The 19884-nt window shown below is 73.9% G+C and carries 14 protein-coding genes; 5 read left to right on the top strand and 9 right to left on the bottom strand.

All coding sequences use genetic code 11. The features are described 5' to 3' along the window. Position 1: 1 nt before the first annotated feature. Positions 2–1840 (bottom strand): LuxR family transcriptional regulator AbsR2, encoded by a 1839-nt coding sequence (locus tag IE316_RS17590; RefSeq protein WP_190205306.1) that lies wholly within the window; start codon positions 1838–1840, stop codon positions 2–4. A 71-nt stretch (positions 1841–1911) separates the two neighbouring features. Between IE316_RS17590 and absR1 the strand changes: the two genes are divergently transcribed. The 3 genes from absR1 to IE316_RS17575 all read left to right on the top strand — a co-directional run bounded on the left by absR1 (position 1912) and on the right by IE316_RS17575 (position 4713). Next, positions 1912–2997 carry a beta-glucuronidase AbsR1 gene (absR1, locus tag IE316_RS17585; protein ID WP_190205305.1) on the top strand — a complete coding sequence of 362 codons (1086 nt, stop codon included), beginning with the start codon at positions 1912–1914 and terminating at the stop codon, positions 2995–2997. A gap of 245 nt (positions 2998–3242) precedes the next feature. Further along, positions 3243–3674, top strand: coding sequence for an NfeD family protein (locus IE316_RS17580; protein ID WP_190205304.1), 432 nt, complete (start codon positions 3243–3245; stop codon positions 3672–3674). A 4-nt stretch (positions 3675–3678) separates the two neighbouring features. Continuing rightward, the gene (locus tag IE316_RS17575; RefSeq protein ID WP_190205303.1) at positions 3679–4713 is read left to right on the top strand and encodes an SPFH domain-containing protein; all 1035 of its coding nucleotides are present in this window, start codon (positions 3679–3681) and stop codon (positions 4711–4713) included. A gap of 22 nt (positions 4714–4735) precedes the next feature. Here the strand turns inward: IE316_RS17575 and IE316_RS17570 are convergent, their stop codons facing one another. From IE316_RS17570 to IE316_RS17535, 8 genes are all read right to left on the bottom strand, one after another. After that, positions 4736–5545, bottom strand: a complete 810-nt coding sequence (locus IE316_RS17570; protein WP_190205302.1) for an alpha/beta fold hydrolase — start codon at positions 5543–5545, stop codon at positions 4736–4738. A gap of 85 nt (positions 5546–5630) precedes the next feature. Then, entirely contained in the window at positions 5631–6437 is an 807-nt protein-coding gene (gene dpgD / locus IE316_RS17565; RefSeq protein WP_190205301.1) for an enoyl-CoA-hydratase DpgD, read from the bottom strand. After that, entirely contained in the window at positions 6434–7741 is a 1308-nt protein-coding gene (gene dpgC / locus IE316_RS17560) for a (3,5-dihydroxyphenyl)acetyl-CoA 1,2-dioxygenase DpgC (protein WP_190205300.1), read from the bottom strand. The genes dpgD and dpgC overlap by 4 nt, the downstream gene beginning before the upstream one ends. Then, on the bottom strand, positions 7738–8400 hold the full coding sequence (gene dpgB / locus IE316_RS17555) for an enoyl-CoA-hydratase DpgB (RefSeq protein WP_190205299.1): 663 nt from the start codon (positions 8398–8400) through the stop codon (positions 7738–7740). Before dpgB ends, dpgC begins: the two co-directional genes overlap by 4 nt. A 41-nt stretch (positions 8401–8441) precedes the next feature. Then, positions 8442–9569 carry a 3,5-dihydroxyphenylacetyl-CoA synthase DpgA gene (gene dpgA / locus IE316_RS17550; RefSeq protein WP_190205298.1) on the bottom strand — a complete coding sequence of 376 codons (1128 nt, stop codon included), beginning with the start codon at positions 9567–9569 and terminating at the stop codon, positions 8442–8444. Between the two features lie 261 nt (positions 9570–9830). Continuing rightward, positions 9831–12047, bottom strand: a complete 2217-nt coding sequence (locus IE316_RS17545; RefSeq protein WP_229910431.1) for an aminotransferase class I/II-fold pyridoxal phosphate-dependent enzyme — start codon at positions 12045–12047, stop codon at positions 9831–9833. Between the two features lie 201 nt (positions 12048–12248). After that, positions 12249–15275, bottom strand: a complete 3027-nt coding sequence (locus IE316_RS17540) for a helix-turn-helix transcriptional regulator (RefSeq protein ID WP_190205296.1) — start codon at positions 15273–15275, stop codon at positions 12249–12251. Between the two features lie 626 nt (positions 15276–15901). After that, on the bottom strand, positions 15902–16906 hold the full coding sequence (locus IE316_RS17535) for a ParB/RepB/Spo0J family partition protein (RefSeq protein WP_190205295.1): 1005 nt from the start codon (positions 16904–16906) through the stop codon (positions 15902–15904). Positions 16907–17283: 377 nt separating this feature from the next. Here IE316_RS17535 and IE316_RS17530 point away from each other — a divergent pair, with 377 nt between their 5' ends. Both IE316_RS17530 and IE316_RS17525 read left to right on the top strand, forming a co-directional pair. Further along, a complete protein-coding gene (locus IE316_RS17530; protein WP_190205294.1) occupies positions 17284–18804 on the top strand; it encodes an arylsulfotransferase family protein in 1521 nt (506 codons plus the stop codon). Between the two features lie 5 nt (positions 18805–18809). After that, positions 18810–19850 (top strand): type III polyketide synthase, encoded by a 1041-nt coding sequence (locus IE316_RS17525; protein ID WP_190205293.1) that lies wholly within the window; start codon positions 18810–18812, stop codon positions 19848–19850. The last annotated feature ends 34 nt before the right edge of the window (positions 19851–19884 follow it).

The following is a 19884-nucleotide window of genomic DNA, read 5'->3' as shown; positions in this document are numbered from 1 at the left end:
CTCACGCGGGCTGCGCCTCGGGGAGGTCCACCAGCCAGGGCAGGGTGGCGCGGTCGCCGACGCCGAGGCGGGCGTAGGCGCTGTAGAGGTGGTTGCCGACGGTGCGCACGGAGAGGGTGAGGCGTTCGGCGATCTGCCGGTTGCTCAGGCCGGCGGCGGCCAGGGTGACGATCTGCCGCTGGCGGGCGGTGAGTTCGCCGAGGACCAGGCCGGACAGGGCCGGGGTGCGGGCGCCCTGGCAGCGCCGGGCCAGGGCGACGGCCCGGGTGCGGGCGGTGCGGGCGGCGGCCGGGTCGCGGTGCGCGGCGGCGGCCTGGGCGTGCGCCTCGGCGGCGAACAGCAGGAAGCCCCGCTGCCGCAGTTCCCCGGCCGCCCGGTCCAGGGCGGGTCCGTCGCGCCGGGCCAGGGCGTCGGCGTGCGCGGCGAACACCCCGCCCAGCCGCCCGGCGGCCCGCTCGGGCGCGCCGAGCCGTACGGCGTCGTAGGCGTCCTCGGCGACGGCCGCGACCGCCCCGGCCAGGTCTCCGCGCGCGGCGGCGGCCCAGACCGGCGCGGCGGCCGGGTCCCCGGCGCCCGGGGGCCCGCACTGGGCGGCGGCCAGGGCGAGTTCCGTACGGCAGGCGGGGTCGTCCGGGGTGCCGCGCAGGCCCTCGCGGGCCCAGGCGGCGGCCTCCTTGAGCCGGCCGCCGAGCCGGGCGAAGCGGGCCCGCACCGCCGCGTCGGGGGCGGGCAGTCCCGCGCCCTCGGCGACCAGCCACTCCCCCACCGGCGCGGCGGCCGGGCGGACGTCGTCGCGTTCGGTCCGGCGGGTCAGGGCGGCGGTCTCGGCGGCCAGGGCGGGAGCGCACCGGTCGTCGGCGGCGCGGGCCAGTCTGCGGGCGCGCAGTGTGCCGGCCGTGGCGCGCAGCACGGGGCCGTGCAGCGGGTGGGCGAGGCGGGTGCCGCCGTCGTCGTCGACGAGGACCAGTCCTGCGGCCTCCAGTCGCTCCAGGACCCGGACGTCGAGGCCGTCCAGGTCCCAGTGGAGCGGCAGGGGTTCGGCGAAGGCGAGCCGCTGGAGGGTCTCGCGCTCCTCGTCGGACCAGCGGTCGAGGTCCGGGGCGAGCCGCTCGCGCACGGCGGCGGTGACCGGCACCGGTCCCCGCCAGGCCCACTGGCCGGTCTCCGGAAGGGCGCCGGGCGGGGTCCGCTCGCGCATCGCGGCCAGCAGTTCGCGCAGCAGCCGCAGATCGCCCCGGCACAGCCGGTGCAGCCGGCCGGCGGTGAGCGGCTCGGGCGGGCCCCCGAGGGCCGCCGCGAGCAGGTCGGCGGTGTCCTCGGGGGGCAGCGCTTCGAGGGCGAGCCGGGGCAGGAGTTCGCCGGTCCACAGCCGGGAGACGGCCTCCGGTACGGCGGTGCCGTCGGCGGCGACGACCAGCAGCCGGGTGCGGCCGTGCACGGCCATCTGGTGGACCAGGGCGGCGGAGGCGTCGTCGAGCCAGTGCGCGTCGTCGACCAGCAGCAGCCGTACGCCGGTCAGCGACCGGACGGCGCGGTGCAGCGTGACCGGCTCGGGCAGCAGGTGGGCGAAGGCGGCGAAGGGCAGGTGCCGGGTCTCGGGCGTCCCGGCCACCCGGATGTGGTCGGTGCCCCGGACCGCCTCGGTGACCAGCCGGGTCTTGCCGTACCCGGCCGGGCCGGTGACCACCAGGCCGGGGCGGCCGGCGGTCAGGGACCGGCGTACCAGCTCCCGTTCTGCCACACGCCCGGTGAACGGCCAGGGCGGGGCGGGCGCCGGGGCGCCCGGGGCGGGGATCGTCGCGTCGAGAGTCGTCACGAGAACAGGAGCCGGCGTACTCATGTTTGATACAGGGTGACTTGAGTAGATCCCGACTCAGGTGCCGGGAGCGACGGGAGGGCACGCTGTCGTTCATGACCGTTCGCTACTGCTCGCTCGCGCAGCAGCCCGCTCCCGCGTATCCGCCGGGGCTGGCCGCCGAGCGGCTCGGCGCGCTCGTCGGCGGGCGGCGGATCTGGGTCAACGGCACGGTGCTGCACTACTACTTCTTCGACGCCGGCACCGACGCCTCGGTGATCACGGTCCCGGGGACCGGCCGGACCCGGCGGGTGCCCTGGGCGGGGGACGCGGCCCAGCGCGACGTGGTGCGGGACTGCTTCCGGGAGTGGCAGGACCTCGGCATCGGGCTGGTCTTCACCGAGGTCGGCGACCGTTCCGAGGCCGAGCTGCGGATCGGGTTCCAGGAGGGGGACGGCTCCTGGTCGGCGGTCGGCAAGGACGCGCTGCGGGTGGGGACGCACGAGCGCACCATGAACTTCGGCTGGGACCTGACCGCGCCCGGGGAGCGCGGCACGGCCCTGCACCAGATCGGGCACGTGCTCGGCATGCTGCACGAGCACCAGAGCCCGTTCGCCGGGCTGCACTGGGACGACGAGGCGGTCTACGCCGAGCTGGCCGGCCCGCCGCACCACTGGAGCCGGGAGCGGACGGACGCCAACATCCTGCGCAAGCTGGACCCGGACGAGGCCAACGGGACCGTCTGGGACCCGCAGTCGGTCATGCAGTACCCGTTCCCGCCGGGGCTGATCCTGGAGCCGGAGCAGTACCGCGGGGGCGTGCATCCGCCGGGCACGCTGTCCGCCGCCGACAAGGAGTGGGTGCTGCGCTGGTACCCGCCGGCCGACCCGTCCGGGCCGCCCGCGCTGGTGCCGTTCCGTTCCGTGCCGCTCGGTCTCGGCCCGGGCGAGCAGGCCGACTTCGTGATCGAACCGCCCCAGACCCGCGAGTACACCGTGGGCGCCTTCGGGGACGGGGACGCGGTCGTCGTGGTCTTCGAGGAGCGGGACGCCGAGCCCCGCTACCTCGCCGGACGGGACGACGGCGGCACCCCGCACAACGCCACCATCAGGGCGCGGCTCGTCAAGGGCCGCCGCTATGTCGTCCGAGTGCGCCTGTACTCCTCGTGGGGTCCGGGCGAGACCGCGGTCATGTGCTGGTGACAGCACGGCCGCGGGCCACCACAGACCGGCGCCGGGGGAGCGGCCGGCCCGTCACCTCTGGGGGAGGGAGACGGGCCGGCCGCGTCGCGCCGGGTCCGCCGTACGGGGGTCGGCGGACCGACGGGCGAAGGCGGCTCCGCACCGGGGAGCCGCCTTCGCGGGGGCCGGGCCGGCGGCCCCGGGCCGGACGGCGTTCCGCGCGTTAGCCTGGAAGGTACGTGCGCACCGGCGGGACGAGGCGCGTCATGGAACCGTGGCTGATCTGGCTGATCGCCGGGGCCGTGCTGGCCGTGGCGGAGATCCTCACGCTCACCGCCGCGCTCGGCATGCTGGGCGTCGCCGCCGTGCTCACCGCCGGGACCGCCGCGCTCGGCCTCCCGCCGCCGCTGCAGTTCGTGGTCTACGCCGTCCTCGCCACGGTCACCGTGCTGTTCGTCCGCCCGGTCGCGCTGCGTCACCTGACCCGGCCGCAGCCGGCCCGGTTCGGGATCGACGCGCTGGTCGGCAAGGCCGCGTACACCGTCACCGAGGTGACGGCCACCGGCGGCCGGGTCCGCATCGACGGAGAGGAGTGGACGGCCCGCCCCTACGACGAGACGCTGGTGATCGCGCCGGGAGCGGCCGTCGACGTCATCCGGATCAGCGGCACCACCGCCTTCGTCTACCCCCGGGACTGAAGCCATGGACGTCACCGCGCCGGTCGTCGCCGGCCTGATCGTCGCGCTGATCGCGATCTTCACCGTGGTACGGGCGGTGCGCATCGTGCCCCAGGCACGCGCCCGCAACGTCGAGCGGCTGGGCCGCTACCACCGCACCCTGACCCCGGGGCTGAGCCTGGTCATCCCCTTCATCGACCGGGTGCATCCGCTGATCGACCTGCGGGAACAGGTCGTCTCCTTCACGCCCCAGCCGGTGATCACCGAGGACAACCTGGTCGTGGAGATCGACACCGTGCTGTACTTCCAGGTCACCGATCCCCGGGCGGCGTTCTACGAGATCGCCAACTTCCTGCAGGGCGTCGAACAGCTCACCGTCACCACCCTGCGCAACGTGGTGGGCTCGATGGACCTGGAGAAGACCCTCACCTCCCGCGACACCATCAACAGCCAGCTCCGCGGCGTGCTGGACGAGGCCACCGGCAAGTGGGGGCTGCGGGTGAACCGGGTGGAGATCAAGGCGATCGACCCGCCGCAGTCCATCAAGGACGCGATGCAGAAGCAGATGCGGGCCGAGCGGGACAAGCGGGCCGCGGTGCTGGGCGCCGAGGGGCAGCGCCAGTCGCAGATCCTCACCGCCGAGGGCGACAAGCAGGCCGCCGTGCTGCGCGCCGAGGGCAACCGGACCGCCGCGATCCTCCAGGCCGAGGGCCAGTCCCGGGCGATCGACGAGGTGTTCCAGGCGGTGCACCGCAACGACCCCGACCCCAAGCTCCTCGCCTACCAGTACCTCCAGGCGCTGCCCCAGTTGGCACAGGGCGAGGGCAACAACTTCTGGGTGATCCCCAGCGAGATCACCACCGCGCTGCAGGGCGTCTCCCGGGCCTTCGGCGAGACGCTGCCGCCGTCGCCGGCCACCCGCGAGAAGCCGCCGGACGACGACATGACCGCCCGGGCCGCCGACGACTCGGCGCGGGCGGCCCAGGCCGCGGCCGAGGCGCTGGCCGACGCCGCGCGGGCCGACGCCGCCCCCTCCCCCGGCACGGCCCCGCCGCGCTGACGGCACCGGAGCGGCGGCGCGCTCACCGCGGTTCCTCGGCGAAGAAGTCCACGATCGCGGCGTTCACCTCCTCGGGCCGCTCCAGATAGCCGTAGTGGCCGCAGCCGGGGATCTCCGTGTAGCGGGCGCCGGGCACGGCGTCGGCGATCTCCCGGCACAGGTGCGGGCGGACCACCAGGTCGTCCTGGAAGCCGATCACCAGGCAGGGGCGGTCGATCGCGCGGTACTGCGGCAGCCGGTTCGGGATCAGGTCCAGGCCGAGCTGGGCGCGGACCGCCGAGCGGTCGACCATCGACAGTTCGAGGACGCCGAGCCAGTCGCGCAGCTTCTCGTCGTCGTTGAGGGTGCGCGGTGAGAGGTTCTGCAGGGCCTGGATGTAGGCCGCGTACCCGGGCGGGATCTTCGTACCGCTGTCGGCGAGTTCGATGTCGCCGGCCGTCATCGCGGCGATCAGGGCGTCGGTGCGACCGCTGCTCGCCATCAGCACCGCCCGGGTGACCAGGTCGGGCCGGGCCAGCAGGAGTTCCTGGACGACGATGCCGCCCAGCGAGTAGCCGACCACCCGGCAGGGACCGGCGCCGAGGTACTCGATCAGGCCGGCCACGTCGGCGGCCATGTCGTCCAGGGTGAAGCCCCCGGGGCCCGCGTCGGTCGGCGGGATGCCCCGGTTGTCCAGGGTGATCACCCGGTGCCCGGCCGCGGTGAGCGCCGGCACCTGGTGGGTGCGCCAGACCCGTCCGGGGGCGCCGGTGCCGGTGACCATCACCACCGGGGTGCCGGTTCCGTACACGTCGTAGCCGAGGTCGATTCCGTTGATCCGCGCGACGGGCATCGGCGTCCTTCCTTCCTGGGGGTCGGCGGGGCCGGGCCGCCGGCCGGGGGGTCCTCCCGCCGGCGGCCCGGCCGTCAGGGCCGGGTCACCGGCCGGTCCACACCGGTTCCCGGTGCTCGGCGAAGGCCCGGGGGCCCTCCACGGCGTCGCCGCTGCGCATCCGGCGCTCCTCCCAGACGTACCGGGTGGCGAACGCCTCCGGCAGCGGCTGGTCCAGGGAGCGCAGCACCGACTCCTTGACGGCCCGCACCGCCAGGGGCGCGCTGCGGACCAGGTCGTCCGTCCACTCGTCGACCCGCCGGTCCAGCTCCCCGGGCTCGGCGACCTCGTTGACCAGCCCGAACCGCAGGGCGGTCGCCGCGTCCATCCGGCGTCCGGTGAGCAGGTACCCCATGGCCTGCTTCAGGGGCATCTGGCGGGCCAGCCGGAAGGCCCCGCCCGCGCCGGGCACCAGCCCGAGCCGGACCTCCGGCAGCGCGAACACCGCGTCGTGCGCGGCGATCACCAGGTCGCAGGCGAGGACCAGTTCGAAGCCGCCGCCCAGGGCGTACCCGTTGACCCGGGCCACCACCGGCTTGGACAGGTCGAACCGCTCGGTCAGCCGGGGCCAGCCGGGCCGGTCCCGGCTACCGAACGTGGTCGGCGGCTCCCCCGCCGCGTCGAGGCGGGCCCGCTCCTTGAGGTCCTGCCCGACGGAGAAGGCCCGGTCGCCGGCGCCGGTCAGCACCACCGCCCGGACGTCGTCGTCGGCCTCCACCTCGTCCCAGACACCCGCGAGTTCCTCGTGGGTGCGCAGGTCCATCGCGTTGAGCACCTCGGGACGGTCCAGGGTGACCCGGGCGACGTGGTCCTTCTTCTCGTAGCGGACCCGGGGCCGGTCGTCGTCGCTCACGCCGGCCCCGCGGCGAACCGGCCGACCTTGTGGATCACGTCCTCGCCGTACAGCCGCAGCGCCTGCTGGAAGGCGAACTCCGCCATGTACGCGCGGAACGCGTCCTCCGGCTCCTCCGCCAGGTTGAGCATCCGGCGGTTGGCGAGGACCGCCTCGCCGTCCAGCCGGTCCAGGCTCCGCTCCACGGCGGCGTCCAGCTCGGCCGGTTCCACCACCTCGTCGACGAGCAGCCTCGCCTGGGGTTCGGTGGCCCAGATCCGGCGGCCCTCCAGGATCACCTGCCGGGACAGCCGGGGCCCGACGTACCGGCTGAACCGGAAGTTGGAGGCGCCGGGGATGATGCCCTCCTTCGCCGCGGGCAGGCTGAGGTAGGCGTCGGAGGCGGCGATCACGTGGTCGAAGGCGAGCAGCAACTGGGTGCCGCCGCCGATCGCGAAGCCGTCCACCACCGCCACCCACGGCTTCTCCACGTGCCGGACGTGCCACGCGCCCCCGTCGTCGGTGCGCAGGCCCCGGATCAGCTTGTGGATGTAGCCCAGTTCCCGGCGGAGCAGGAAGTCGACCAGGGAGATGTCGCCGGAGCTGAGGTTCTTGAGGTTGATGCCGGCGCTGAACACCCGGCGGCCCCGGTAGCGCGGGTGGCTCATCTCGCCGCCGCGCAGCAGGCCCACCCGTACGGACGGGTCGAGCAGGGCCAGGTCGACGGCGGTCTCCATGTCGTCGACCTGCTGGTTGTCCTCGGCGTTGAGGCGGTCCTCCCGGCACATGGTCAGCCGGGCCACGCCGTCCCGGCGCTCCAGGCGCACGGCCTCCATCTCCAGCACGCCGGTGCGCAGGAACTCCGGCAGCAGGCGCAGCGCACGGGCCGTCGGCCGGAGCATCGCGTCCATCAGGTGCGGGCCGGCCACGGGTGAGCGCAGGACGGCGCGCAGGAAGATGCCCTGGTCGATCTCGTGGCCGTCCTTGTCGGCCTGGGTGCGGGCGCGTTCCCGGGCGAGCAGGTCGGCGTCCGGCACCAGGCCGGGGAAGGCCGCCGCCGCGGCCTCGACCAGGTCCTCGATCCGCAGGGACCGGGAACGGCCCTCGGTGAGCCGGTCGTACACGGCGTCGGCGTGGTCGTCGAGGAACCGGGCGCGGGCCGCGCGGGCGGTGTCCTTGGCCGCTTCCGCCTCGGCCCGCTGCCCGGGGGTGCGCTCGGTCGGGGAGGGCAGCGCCGCCAGCACCGCCGTCTCCCGGCCGGCCGCCTCCGCCAGGGCCGGCCACCCGTCGAGGGCGGCCGGGTCCGCGTCCGGGGCCGCGCTCATGCGGCCTCCTCGGCGGCGGTGCGGCGCAGGCTGCGGTCGCAGGCGGCCAGGTGCGGGCCGAGCGCGTCCTCGAAGCTGGTGGTGGCCGCGTCGAACAGGAGCTGGCGGCGGATGGCGAGTTCCTTGCCGGACAGCCCGGCCAGCCGCTGTGCCGTCGCGGCGGCGGCGCCGTCCAGGTCGTCGGTCAGCTCGTCGGCCACGCCCAGCATCAGCGCCTCGGACGCCTTGACCGGCTGCCCGAACAGCACGGCCCGGCGGGTGCGGGCCGAGCCGGCGAGCTGCACCAGCCGGAACATGGCCAGCCCCGGCCAGGTCGACTCGCCGTCGAACGGCAGCAGCAGCCGGGTGTCCCGGGTGGCGATCCTGATGTCGGCGGCGAGGAAGGCGTCCAGGGCCTGCCCGCCGCAGTCCCCGGAGGCCAGCGCGACCGTCGCGGCCGGCAGCCGCTCCAGGCGGCGCAGCGCCCGCTCCCACTTGGTGACCAGGGCGACGGTCAGCCCGTCCGTCCAGTCGGGCCCGGGCGCGCCGCTGACCTTCAGGGTCACCGTGCCGGCCTCGCCCCGGTCCTCGGCCCGGTCGCACAGGCCGGTGATGTCCCGGACCGCCGCGAGCGACAGCGGCTGCGTCCCGTCGATGCTCAGCGTCAGTGCGTCGCTCATGTCCCTCACCGTGTCGTCCCCCACTGTCTGCTCCCCCGTCTTCACCACTGGACCAGCGCCGTCTCGAGCGTGGACCCCGGTCCCATGGTCATCAGCACGCCGTAGTCGCCGGGCCGGGTGACCTGCTCGTCGAGCAGCCTTTCGTACGAGAAGATGAACGATCCGCTGGACACATTGCCGTAGTCCCGCAGCACGCCGACGGTGTGCCGCAGGTCGTAGCGGGTCAGGCCCAGGTTGACGATGACCGCGTCGATGACCTTCTTGCCGCCGGAGTGCACCAGCCAGTGCCGGATGTCGCTGCGGCGCAGCCCGGTGTCGCCCAGCAGCCGGTCGACCACGATCTCGGCGTGCGCGCCGACGACGTACGGGATCTGCGGGTCGAGGTAGAAGCTGAAGCGGTCCAGCTCGCGGTCCCAGTCGTAGCGCATCGCGTCGACCGCTTCGGGGATGATGCAACTGGCCAGCTTGAGGATGGTCGGCCCCTCCGAGGTGCCGGACGCCTCGTCGCCGGGCCCGGACATCAGGGCGATGGCGCCGGCGCCGTCGCCGAAGAGGCTGTTGACGACCGCGGTGCGCATCGAGGAGTCCATCGCGTACGCGGCGGAGCACGCCTCGGTGCAGAGCACCACGGCGAGTTCGCCCGGGTGGGCGGCGGACCAGCCGGAGACGACGTTGAGCGCGTTGAGTCCGGCGTTGCAGCCCATGCCGACGATGTCGCTGCGGCTGCAGTGCCGGTCGATGCCCAGCTCGCGGATCATCAGGGCGCTCAGGCCCGGGGTGAGGAAGCCGGTGGAGGAGACGCAGCACAGGTGGCGCAGGTCGGAGAGTTCGGCGCCGGCCCGCTTCAGGCAGGCGTTCAGGGCGTCGACGCCCATCCGCACGGCCATCGACTTGTGCTTGTCCAGCAGGTCGCCCTGCGGCTCGGGGTTGCGGACACCGTCGGCGTCCGGGTCGGGCAGGGTCAGGTGGCGCGTGTCGATGGCGCTGTTGACGAAGACGGAGCGGATCTTCGGATCGGTGATCCCGAAGGCGTCGAGCACCTCCGTCTGGGTGTAGATCGTGTCGGACGCCGCTGTCCCCACCCCGACGATCCGGGGCCGGTACGGCGTCTTCAGCGCGCCGTCGCCGGTCAGGACCGGGGTCTCGGCTCGGTCCATGATGATGGTCATCTGTAGGTCCACCCCCACATGCGCGGCCTGCTGCGCGGTTTTGTCGTACTGCTGCTGCCGGTCACTTGCTTCGCCTTTCCGATCGCTTCATCGATCGCTTTCCGACCACTGGACGGATCGTTCTGCCGTTCGTTTCCCGACGGCTTTCCCGGCGGATGTCCCGATGGTTTTCCGGCGGGGATACCGGCGGCTTTCCCGGTGGCTTGCCCGATTGCTTTTCCGTTGGCTTTTCCGGAATGTTCCCGGGTGTGCTCCCGGGCGTCATCCTCTATGGCTCTGCGCCTCGATGAACCGCGCGAGCCGCGCGGTTCCCTCTTCGATCTCCGCGGTCGTCAGATAACTCGTGGAGAGGCGGAGGGCGTACTGCCCGCCGCCCTGCGGATAGAAGTAACGCATCGGCGTCCAGATGACGCCGAAGTCCTGTGCGGAACGGGTCAGCGCCGCGTCGTCCGCCCGGAACGGCACGTGCACGCTGAGGAAGAATCCGCCGGCGGGCTCGTTCCAGCGCACGCCCAGCTCCGCGCGGCGGGCGGCCGGGATACGGGCGTCCAGCGCGCGCAGCGTGGTGCGCATGGCGTCGCCGTAGTAGGCGGCCGCGTCGGCGTTCAGGACGGAGAGCCGGCCCTCGGCGGCCAGCAGGGCGCCGGCCACCGCGGCCTGGCTCAGCGACGAGGTGTTCACCGTCACCATGCTCTTGATCTTGACGAGTTCGGCGGCGAGCAGCCCGGTCCGCCCCTCGTCGTCCACCACCGGCTGGTCGGCCACGGCGAAGCCGACCCGGGCGCCGGGGAAGACGGTCTTGGCGAAGGACCCCAGGTGGACCACCGAACGCGAGGTGTCCAGGGACTTCAGCGTCGGCGGCGGCGTGCCCGGGCTGACCCGGCGGTAGGGGCTGTCCTCGATGATCAGGACGCCGTAGCGCTCCGCGAGGGCGAGCAGCTCCCGGCGGGTCGCCTCGTCCAGGGTGGCGCCGGAGGGGTTGGAGTGGTCGGGGATGACGTAGAAGGCGCGGGGGCGGCGGCCGCGGGCGTGCTCGCGCAGGATCGCCGCCTCCAGGTCGGCGCTGCGGAAGCCGTCCGCGCGCTCCTCGACCGCGGTCACCGGCACGTCCAGCAGCTTCGCCGCACCGGTGATGCCGACGTAGCAGGGGCTCGCCGCGAGCAGGACGTCGTCGGGGCCGGCCATGAGGGCGCGCAGCACCAGCAGCATGGCCTCCTGCGCGCCGACCGTGACGACGATCGACTCGGGGGGTACGTCGATGCCCTCGTCGGCGCGCAGCGAGTCGGCGACGATCTCGCGGATCTGCCCGGCGGTGGGCCCGTACTGGTACATCGCGGTACGGATGTCCTGGGGCGTGCTGCCCTGGGCGGCCAGGTGGTCGAGGTAGCCGCGGACGTAGGTGAAGATCCGCTCGGTCTCGAAGAACCCGTCGTAGGGGCGGCCCGGGGCGAAGGAGATCGCGTCCGGGTAGCGGTGGGTGATCTCGTTGAGGAAGTTCATGGTGTCCAGCACGGGGTCGGACACGCTGGCGTGCAGATCGGCCCTGCGCAGGGGGCCGTCCGGGGCGGCGGGGACGGGGGCGGGCGGGGGCGCGGGGGCGGTGCCGGGCAGGGGTGTGACCGTCACCGGGTGGGGGGCGGTGCGCAGGACGGAGGGGCGGGCCTCGGTCACCGTGGGGGTGCCGGTGAAGGCCATCGCGGCCGTCAGCTCGCCGACCAGGCCGGTCAGCGCCGCGGTGACGCCGGCCTCGCCGCCGGTGAGCAGGGCGTCCAGGACCGGGCGGCCGAGGAGGACCGCGTCGGCGCCGGAGGCGAGGGCGGTCAGGACGTCGGCGCCGCGCCGGACGCCGCCCTCCAGCAGCACCGGGCGGCCCCCGGTCGTGGCGGCCGCGACCGCGGGCAGCGTCGCCAGGCGGTCGGTGACCAGGCCGTCGGCCCCGGCGTCGACGGCCCGGACGGCGTCCCGCGCGGTGCGGACCCCGGCGACCAGCAGCGGCAGCCCGCAGGCCGCGCGCAGACGCTCCAGGTCGGCCCAGTCGGCGGCGGCCCGCAGCCCGGACCCGGTGACCGGGGCGGGGGCGGCCCCGGTCTGCGGGCCCAGGGCGAGGACGAGGGCGGTGTACCCGGCGTCCTGGGCGCCGGCGGCGATCCGCCGCGCGGTGTCGTCGTCCTCGAAGGCATACGTCCGCAGCCACAGCGGTGTCTCCGGGGCCGCCGGGCCGGAGCCGGGGGTGAGGGCGCTGACCACGGCGGGCAGTCCCGCGCCGCCCGCCGCGCCGAGCACGGCGGGCAGCGCATCCGGCCGGACCAGCCCGGCGAGCGGGCCGACGGCCAGCGGCGCCGCCCAGTTGCGGCCGAGGATCTTCGCGGCGGTGTCGGGCGGGCCCGAACGGCTGGGCGCGCCCTGCTTCAGCCCCGCGCGGTCGAACGCCGCCCGGTTCGCGGCCGAGGCGTTTTCCGCCCGTGCCAGGAAATCCACGACAAGCGGATCCAGATCTTCCCGTGCCTTGTCTTCCGGACGGCTTGCGGTCATGGATTTACCCCCGTACGGAATCGGTCACGGAATCGGGCGGGAAAGCGGCTCTCGCAGGGCGATTTCGGCAGCCAGGATCACACGCCGCCGACCCCGGTCACAACGCTGTCCAACAGACCGGTATCCACGGTTGGACGGGCCCCCTCCTCACCGCCCGTTCGGTGAGCAGGGGGCTTCGCCGAGCCGGGCCAGTGACGCCGGAAGTTCACCACGGCTGCGCACTTTCAACTTCCGGTAAATTTTGGTGAGATGCTGTTCCACCGTGCTCACCGTGATGAAAAGGCGGTCGGCGATCTCCCGGTTGGTGCAGCCGGCGGCGGCCAGGGCGCCCACCCGCCGTTCGGCCTCGGTGAGTTCGGGCGGCGGCGCCTCGTCCGGGGCGGGCCGGTGCGCCGCGTGACCGCCGTGCGAGCGGGGTGCCGGGGCGGGCGGTGGCTGCGGGGCGTCCCGCGCCGCGTCGAGGTACGTCCACAGCGAGGCCACCGGGCGGGGCATCTCGGACGGCAGGTCCCGGCGTACCACGGCGGTACGCGCGGTCTCCAGGTCGGCCAGCGCGCGGCCGGTCTCCAGCCGGTCGCCGCAGGCCCTCAGGACCCGTACCGCCTCGCGCAGCAGCGGCAGCCGGTCCCGGGGCGGGCTGACCGCGGCCAGGCGGCGCAGCGCGACGCCCCGGGCGTGGCCGGGCCCCTCGCCGAGCCGGGCCAGGTGCTCCACGGTCACGGCGCGGGCCTTGTGCGGGTCGCCCAGGGTGAGCAGGGCGGCGCTCACGTCGTTGCGCCAGTCCACGAACTCCGGCGCGTCCAGCTTCCACTTGACCATGAGTTCCCCGCAGGACTCGAAGTTGCGCAGCGCCGCGCGGGGGCGGGCGATGGCCAACTGGTAGCGGCCGAACGCCTGGAGGTACGGCAGGGTGAACGGCGTCCCGAACATGGCCACCGGCACCGGCAGGTCGAGGTAGGACCGCGCGGTCTCCAGGTCGCCGAGTTCGGTCGCGGCACGGACCGCCAGGGACAGCGGCAGCCCGATCGTGATGCCCCACGCCTCCGGGGTGGCCAGGCTCAGGGCGGTCCGCGCGGCCTCGCTCGCCGTGGCCGGGTCGCCGCGCCGCAGGGCGAAGGCCGCGCGGGCCGTCTCCAGCAGCGCCCGGCGCATCGGCACACCCCGGTTCCAGGGCTCCCGGAGCAGCTTCTCCGCCCAGTCGCCGGCCTCCTCCAGGCGGTAGGTGTGGGCCAGCAGGATCAGCGCGGCCAGCACCGAGGTGACGGAGGTGTCCGCGCGGGCGGCTCCCAGCACCCGGTCGGCGAGCCGGTCCCCGTCGTCGCCGGTGAGCCCGGCGGAGAGCGCGAGGAAGGTGCGCGGCGACAGGGGGGCGGGCTCGGGCGGTTCGGCACCGGCCGGGGGGACGCCCGCGGGGCCGGCCGCGGCGGGGCGGGCGGGGCCGACCGAGGCGGACGTGCCGGACGAGGCGGACGTGCCGGACGAGGCGGACGTGCCGGTGAAGGTGTCCGGGCCGGCGGAGGTGCCCGGGTCGGCGGGGTCGAGGGAGGCGAGCGGGTCGACCGGGCCGGGTGGGGTCATGCCGGGGCGGAGGCCCGGGCAGCAGAAGGAGAGGCTGAGGCGGACCAGGGCGAGGTCGGGGCGGACCGTGGAGGAGGGCCGTCCGGTGCCGTCCCAGACGTCCGCCCCCGCGGCGGCCGCCTGCCGTTCGACGGTCCGCAGCAGCGCGTCGGCGCGGCCGAACTCGCCCCGCCAGACGAGCTGGCGGACCGGCACCAGCGCCTCGGACCCGGTGAGCAGCCCGGCCCGCACCATGCGGCTGAGCTGCGGCAGGTACCGGGACGCCTTCGCCGGGTCGATGAGCCACTGGGCCTCGGCGAGGGCGGCGGTGACCTCCGCCTCCTGCACGGCGTCCGCGCAGATGCCGGAGGCGTGCCGCAGGTACTCGACGCAGGCGGTGATGTCACCGGCGTTCAGGGCCTCGCGGGCGGCCTCGATGAGGATGCCGGGCTGCCAGGGGGCGCCGGCCGGATCACCGGCGGCGAGCAACTGGTCGGCGACCGCGGTGGCGACGGCCCCGCTCTCCAGCAGCAGTTCGGCGGCGCGGGCGCGCAGCGTGCCGAGCCGCTGGGCCGGGATGTCGCCGAGCACGGCCGGGCGGACCTGCTCGTGCCGGAACCGCAGGTCCTCCAGGAGCCCGGCGGCGCGCAGATCGGCCAGGCTGCGGCGGACGGAGGTGGCGTGGTCGCCGAGGAGCCCGGCGATCAGGGACGGGGTGGCCGACTCGCCGAGCACCGCGATGGCGCGGGCCACCGCGAGCAACGCGGGCTCGCAGCGGTGCAGACAGCGCAGCACGGCCCGCCGGAAGGCACCGCCGGGCACCGGGGCGCCGGCCTCCGGGGGTTCCGGGGCCGGCCCGCTCCTTCCCGGCCCGCCGGGGCGGGTCGCGCGTTCGGTGCCGTCCTCGATCAGCGCGTGCAGCAGCAGGGGGTTGCCCCCGCTGGTCCTGACCCACGTTTCGGCGTTCTCCCGTGCCGCCGAACCGAGGGCCGGATGCCGCGCCAGTTGCCCGGCGACCCCGTCGGGGGTGAGCGGGCCGAGGCGTATCCGGTGTGCGTGGGGAAGGTGCAGGATCTCCGCGTGGAAGTCGGCGAGGACTCTCTCGTGGCAGGAGGCTTCGGTCAGCACGATCAGGACGGCCACCGAGTCGATACGGCGTATCAGGTATCTCAGACACCGCAGGGACGCCTCGTCCGCGAAGTGCGCGTCGTCGACGCTGATGACCAGCGGCCGGCGCCGGGCGACACCGGTGACGGCGCGGTGGATGCGCTGCATCAGGCTGAGCAGCGCCCGGCCGTCCTCGCCGTCCGGCACCTCCGGGGCCGGGACGGTGCCGCCGTCCGGCGGGAACTGTTCGCCGATCAGGCCGACCGCGCGGATCGCGTCGATCAACTGGTCGACGAGGCCGAGGCGGTCGAGCCGTTCACCGGCCGAGGCGGTCAGCGGCAGGAAGTAGCCGCCCTGCTGGGTGACCCAGTCGGCGAAGGGACGGATCAGCGCCGTCTTGCCGCACCCCACCGGTCCGTCGGCCACCACGACCGCGCCCCGGCCGTTCGTACACTCTGCGTAGCGACGCTTCAGCAGTCGCAGTTCTCCGTCTCGTTCACTGAGATTCACAGGCACCCCCGTACCTTGCGCACGCCTCGCGGCGCGGTGTCCACGCTGTCGGCGCCGTTCCACCGGTGCCGGCGGCTTGCAATGTGTCCAGCAATTGAGAAGAAAAGCAATAGTGGCTTCTGACCTGCGGAGATATGGGAGGTGGGGGGCGGTCTCCGATATCGATCCGAAGAGCAGGACTCGGCCAAAAAATATAGCATCCAATTCGAGCCCGCGCGGGCCCCTCTATACCACGGCGGTCGGCGGCGAGCCGCCCGCCGCGGGCAGGAAACTGTCCTGATCCCTCTTCTTGACCGGGCGGCGGAATGGGCCCGGACCGGTGCCGCGGCACCGTCCTCGGCGCACCGCCCGCCCCCCGGCCGACCGGCCGGTTCCCGACACCCGGCGCGGAGTGCGCGGAGCGGACCCGGTGTTCGAGCGCGACGATTATTTTCGGCCACCCTGTGTGTTTCCTGTGAAGCGCGCCGGGCGCTCCGCGAAACATTCGGACCGCCATAGTTCAATCACGTACTACCGCGTCCGCCCGCCGAAAGAGGAATGATCAGCTCCATCCGGGAATGGGCATACGAGAAAACCGCCGTGAGAAAGACTTCTCACGGCGGCCGGTGCCCGGCGGTGGACCGGGCTCAGCTAATCTGTGCGACCTCCTCCTCGACCCGGACGGCGAACTCCGACCAGAGGTCGGCGAACTGCCGCGCCAGATCGGCGATGATGTTGCTGCAGTGCGGCGGAACGTTGTCGATGATGGCTTCCCACTCGTCCTTGCTCAGGGTGTGCAGAGCGAGGATGCGCAGGAGATTCCGGCCGGTGTCGGTGAACCGGAGCGCGGGATCGTCCTTCAGCCGTTTCACCAGCGCCGCCCGGTCCGGGACCGCCCTGGGCTGTCCCCGGCCGGCCGGCCGCGCGAGTCCGAGGGCCCTGAATCCCTTGCGGACCACGACGTCCCGCCCCTGCTCGGGGTCCTTCCGGCGCAGGTGCTGCCGGGGCAGCGGGTCCTCGCCGTTGCGCAGCCGGTTGCGTACGTCGCGGGCCGTCTCCGGCGAGATGCCCGCCGCGCGGGCCACCTGGCGCAGCGACAGCTCCGGGTTCTCCGTGAGGAGTTCCCCCGCGATGATGCGGCCGGCGCTGCCGTCCACGGGACGCAGCCGGCCGTCCTGACCCAGCCGGCGGCCCACCGTTTCCGGCTCCCGGCCGTCCCGCCTGCGGATGTCGCCGACGGTTCCCGGGGAGATCCCGGTGACCGAGGCGACCCTGCGGTCCGACCACTGCGGCCGGGAGGCGATGATGCGCTCCGCGGCCCGCTTGCGGTCCGCCAGCGTCAGCGGCAGACCGTGGGCGGCATTGAGCTTGACCGCCAGGACGAACGCCGCCGCCTCGTCCCCGTCGAAGAACCGGGCGGCGATCGTGCTGTCCCCGCGCGACTGGGCCGCCTTCAGCCTGTGGAAGCCGTCGATGACCCGCATGGTCGGCCGGTGCACGGTGATCGGCGGCAGCGGCTCCTGGGCCGCGGCCAGCGCCTCGATGTGCTCCGCCGACTCCCCTGCCAACCGTGGCGATCCTGCCAGGCTCAGCGAGCTGATCTCGATCTCCACGAGAGGTTGCTGATTGATTTCCTCCTCTTCGGGTTCCACCCCGGCTCCTCACCTGCCCCGTTGGTGCGGCCGACGATCGCCGTCCGCGAGAGATACTTCTGCCCCACCATGTCTTCCGCAGCGAATCAACGCTCTCTCCCCAAGAGTTGCGGAATTCATTCGGTAAATGACGTGCTGTGCAGCGGAATTGCGCTCTCCGAAGACATGCCCGAAATTATCAGGCCGGTTTCCTGGCCGAAACCCCTGTCTGCGGCGGCGACCCCTAAGGGGTTGACGCCGCGGGCGGGGCCGGTCTCCGCCCCTCCGGGACGGGTGGGGCGGCCGGGCAGCGAACCGATCTGTGACGGTGTTGTGACCGAAGTGTTGCTAGAACCATTCAGTTCCTGTCCCCACCGGAGCAACTGGAGCAGAAGCGGATGACGCATCGTTTACGCACGCTGACCGCCATCGCGGCGACCACCGCCCTGGCCTTCGTGTCCAACGCCTCGGGCACGGCGCCGGACGCACGGGCCGCGGCCACCGCCGACCCCGTCCCCGAGCTGCGGCCGGGCGACCTCGCGACCACCCCGGGCACGACGGAACCGCCGGCCGCCAACATCCTGGTGCGCCGCCCGGGGCGGGCCCACGGAGACATCTTCGTCACCCCCCAGGGCATGAACAACGCCACCCGCGGCCCGCAGATCATGGACGACCGGGGCCGGCCCATCTGGTTCCGCGAACTGCCGGAGAACTACTTCGCCACCGACCTCAGAGTCCAGGAGTACCAGGGCAAGAAGGTGCTGACCTGGTGGGAGGGGCAGGCCACCAACACCGGCAAGGGCACCGGCATCGGCTACATCGCGGACGAGAACTACAGAATCATCGCCACCGTCCAGACCCCGGACGTCCGGCAGGTGATGGACCTCCACGAGTTCACGCTGACCCCCCAGGGCACCGCGCTGATCGTCAGCTACCAGCAGAAGCCGTACGACCTGAGCCAGGCGGGCGGCGCCAAGGACGGCAGGGTCGTCGACAGCGTGGTACAGGAGATCGACATCGCCACCGGCGAGAAACTGCTGAACTGGAGCGCGCTGGAGCACGTGCCGGTCACCGACTCCGACCTGCGTACGCCCCCCGACGGCACCGCGCCGTACGACTTCCTGCACGTGAACTCCGTCGGTCTCGACACCGACGGCAACCTGCTGATCTCCGGCAACGCCGCCAGCACGGTCTACAAGGTGGACCGGAAGACCGGCGGGATCATCTGGCGGCTGGGCGGCCGGCACAGCGACTTCCGGCTCGGCATCGGCGCCCGGTTCCAGTGGCAGCACGACGTGCGGGCCGCCGGTCACCACACCTACCGGATCTACGACAACGCCACCCCCAACGGCCTGCAGGGATACGAGTCGAGGGTCGCCTGGATCAGGATCGACCCCAAGACCCGCACCGCCGAACTGGTCCGCCAACTGACCCACCCGGACAAGATGTCCACCATGCGCGAGGGCGGCAGCCAGAGCCTGCCCAACGGGAACACCTTCGTCTGCTGGGCGGCCTCCGTGCCCGGCCGGATCTCCGAGTTCTCGCGCGACGGCAGGCTGATCTTCGACGCCACCTTCACCAACTCCCGCGATACCGCCAGCTACCGCGCCTACCGCCTGGACTGGGACGGCACGTCGCTGGCCAAGCCCAAGCTGCTCACCGAGGACGCCGCCGAGGGAACGGTCAGGGCCAACTGGAACGGCGCCTCGGACGTGTCCCGCTGGCGGCTGCTGGCCGGCGGCGCCACCGGGGCCCTGAAGCCGGTCGCGACCGCGGACTGGGACGGCTTCGACACCCCGATCACCGTGCCCGCCCGGGCCCGCGACGCCGACCGGCTCCAGGTACAGGCACTCGACGCCCGCGGCCACGTGGTCGGCACCTCGGCCGTCACCCCCGCCGGCGCGGACCAGGACGGATGACCCCCATGCCGGACGCGTGTATCACCGACATCGCCTTCCGCACCCCGCCGCTGGTGAGCACGGCGGAACTCGCCGGCCACGTCGCGGCCGACCCCGGCGGTGACGCCGTCGCCCGGGTCGTCGCCAACTCCGCCATCGCCACCAAGGGCATGGCGGTCGACCCCCGCGCCGAGGACCCCCGGCAGTGGTCCACCCGGCAGCGGATGGACCGCGGTCTGACCGAGGCCACCCGGCTCGGCGCCGCGACCGTACGAGAAGTCCTCGACGCGGCCGGGCTGCGCCCGCAGGACATCGGCCTGCTGGCCACCGTCACCACCACGACCCACTCCGCTCCCGGCCTGGACGCCCTCGCGCCGCTCCTCGGCATGCGGGAGAACACGGAGATCCTCTCCCTGGGCCCGATGGGCTGCTACGCCGCCGTACCGGCCCTGACCACCTGCGCCCACTGGGTCGCGGCGCGCGGCCGGCCCGCCGTGCTGCTCGCGGTCGACCTGTTCTCCCCTCACCTCCAGCCGCCGCCCTACGACAAGGAGGCGGCGGTCGTGCTGACCCTGTTCGGCGACGGTGCCGCCGCGGTCGTGCTGCGGCCGGACACCCCGGGTACGCCCGGGGCGCGGGTGGTCGACGCCGAGCAACTGACCGTCCCCGCGCACGCCGAGGACCTCCAGGTGCACCTCGGCGACCTGGGGCTGCGGATCCGGCTGGCGCCGACCATGCCCGACGTGGTCGCCTCCGCGGTCGGCCTGCCGGCCAAGGAACTGCTCGCCCGCAACGGCCTGGCCTGGGAGGACATCGCCTGGTGGGCGGTGCACCCGGGCGGGCGGCGCATCCTGGACCGGGTCGAGGAGGCGATCGGCCTGCCGGCGGACTCGGTGGCCGTGGCCCGGTCGGTGATGCGCGAGTACGGCAACACCGCGGCTCCCGCCGTGCTGGGTGTGCTGGGACGATTGCAGCGCACCCGGCCGCTGGGCCCCGGCCGGTACGGCGTGGTCCTGGCCTTCGGTCCGGGCGCCACGATCTGGGCGGTCCTGCTGTGCGGCTCCTGAGCCGCCGCTCCCCCGCCCCCCGACCGCACGTCCG

Source organism: Streptomyces fumanus, from assembly GCF_014655295.1.
GTDB lineage: Bacteria > Actinomycetota > Actinomycetes > Streptomycetales > Streptomycetaceae > Streptomyces > Streptomyces fumanus.
The sequence above is the reverse complement of the archived record's forward strand: the minus strand, read 5'-3'. Positions and strand labels throughout refer to the sequence as shown.